Genomic DNA, 2,109 nt, shown 5'->3' with positions numbered 1-2,109 from the left:
AATTGAAGAATTAGAATGTTTGTTAAATCATCTTTTAAATGAAGGAGGGTTAATTATAAAATGGGTACGAAAAATAAAAAACAAAGGCAATGCTGTTATCACAGTTTAAATGCGCAACAGCTTAGTAACTAATAACTAGTCTTTAAATACCATGCGATTTGAGCCAATTTTACCTATTATTAAGTAGTTTTGTCCTAGTGCAATATCTAAGTTTAAAAACCAGTGCCAACTAGGTAGATGGAGCTCTCTGCTGTTCTTTTTTAGTCAAAACTATGGAAAACCTTATCAACTTAATCAAAGAAAGGATATTTGATTCCGACTTCCAGTTCGGCAACATCCCTCTTTCCACGATAGTTATTATGGTGATCATCCTCCTCCTTACCCAGATATGTCGAGGTTTGTTCACTGCCATAATCATTGACAGAATCGAGCGTCTGACTAGCGCTACAGAAACTACCCTAGACGATGAGTTTATTAAGATTCTTAGGGCACCATTAGGCTGGCTAATTTGGCTGGCTGGATTATGGCTAGTACATAGTGTTGCGGCAACCCATCTTAGTCCTGAACAGAATCAGAAAATCCCCGAGATGCTCTTTGTGAGCGCTCTGTTCATTGCCACCTATATTCTTTACCGTGCTGCTCCACTACTGGGGGAGCTGCTAGCGGGATTGGCGGCACACACTGAAACTGAACTGGACGATTTGTTCGTCCCCTACTTCCCAAGGCTTTTTCAGACAGCAGCAATCCTGATTGCTGTGATTAAAGCCAGTGAGATTTTGTTGGGGACATCGGCCGGTGCACTGATCGGTCTAGTCGGTGGTGCAGGTGTCGCCTTAGGTTTGTTAATGAAAGATATTATCTATGACTGGTTTTGTACGGTGATTATCTACGCTGATGGTCTCTATAAACCCGGTGACTGGGTAGCAGTGGACGGAGTCAATGGTTTTGTTCAGATCGTCAGTATTGGTCTAAGAAGTACACAGCTTCGTCTGACTGAGTGGGGTTCTATCAAAAAAGTTCCCAATTCTAAAATGATTGCTGGCGTTGTGGAAAATTGGTCCCAGAAGACTGGCGATACCTTTGAGTGGGGCATAAATTTAACTCTAAAAGTTGATGGAATTTCGGCTAAGCAAACTAGCCGCATTTGTCAGGCTATTGAAGATAAAATTCCGTCTATCGATGGCTTGCATAAGCAGAACATGTTAGTTTTATTTTCCCACATTGAAGAGAATGCTCGTGTGATTATAGTTAGGGTATTTGTGATTGATACAAACCTATACATTGCTGCCCAGCAAAACTTGAATCTAGCTATATTAGAAATCCTGGAAAAAGAGGAGATTGATCACCTGCATGTTGAGCTGGAAAAGCAACTTCAAGACTACAAACAGGTGAAGGAAAATGGCTCTGCCAGTGTGGCTATGATAAATTTTTAGAAAATAATCCCTACAAAGCTTACTAACCAACACTTATAGCGATCGCTAGTAAGCATTCAGCGGTCAGCGGTCAGCGGTCAGTCGTCTCGATTAGCTGACTTGACACTCCCCGGTCATTAGACGCGGGGATTCTTGCTTCATAGAGCCAACTTGCTCAACCAGACCGGAATCAGGAAGAGTAGAGGTCGATTCTCCACAAGAGTTTGGATCAATGATCCAGGTTCCGGTGTGCCCCACCGTACCCAAGGCTCTTTTCAGGATATTGATTGCAGCGTTGTGGTCTCGGTTTAACTGGCACCCACACTTACAGACATGAGTCCTAGTTGACAGTGACTTTTTAACCGCTTCGCCACAATCTGAACAATTCTGGCTTGTATAGGCAGGATTTACCGCAACGGTGACTCTACCAAATTTTTGGCCAAAGTGCTCTAACCATTTTCTGAATTGATACCAACCTGCATCGTTAATAGATTTAGCTAGACAATGGTTTTTAACCAGGTTTTTCACTCTCAAATCTTCATAGGCGACCAGGTCGTTAGACCGGATTACGCAACGTGCCGGAGACGAAACCTTAGAAGAGTGCAGCCTTACAACAAAACCTGCCACCTTTGATGCATAGCCTATCAACTATAAAGGCTGCACTCTTCTTGCGGTAACTTCTAACCAGTCTCTTGGC

Annotated in this window: 1 protein-coding gene and 2 pseudogenes; 1 reads left to right on the top strand and 2 read right to left on the bottom strand. The window is 42.8% G+C overall.

What is annotated here, in order from left to right:
• The first annotated feature begins 272 nt into the window (after window positions 1-272).
• Window positions 273-1,433 (top strand): mechanosensitive ion channel family protein, encoded by a 1,161-nt coding sequence (locus tag F6K37_RS39425; protein ID WP_287256696.1) that lies wholly within the window; start codon window positions 273-275, stop codon window positions 1,431-1,433.
• A gap of 90 nt (window positions 1,434-1,523) precedes the next feature.
• On the opposite strand, the pseudogene F6K37_RS39420 reads toward F6K37_RS39425, so the two are convergent.
• Together F6K37_RS39420 and F6K37_RS39415 are read right to left on the bottom strand one after the other, a co-directional pair.
• Window positions 1,524-1,991: pseudogene (locus F6K37_RS39420) on the bottom strand (RNA-guided endonuclease InsQ/TnpB family protein); the annotation flags it as partial.
• A 13-nt stretch (window positions 1,992-2,004) separates the two neighbouring features.
• Window positions 2,005-2,109, bottom strand: a pseudogene (locus F6K37_RS39415) (RNA-guided endonuclease InsQ/TnpB family protein); the annotation flags it as partial.

The sequence above is a fragment of the Moorena sp. SIO4E2 genome (assembly GCF_010671945.1).
GTDB lineage: Bacteria > Cyanobacteriota > Cyanobacteriia > Cyanobacteriales > Coleofasciculaceae > Moorena > Moorena producens.
The sequence above is the reverse complement of the archived record's forward strand: the minus strand, read 5'-3'. Positions and strand labels throughout refer to the sequence as shown.

Coding starts and splice junctions, on each gene's coding strand:
- F6K37_RS39425 (WP_287256696.1), top strand. CDS start 273: ATGGAAAACCTTATCAACTTAATCAAAGAAAGGATATTTGATTCCGAC.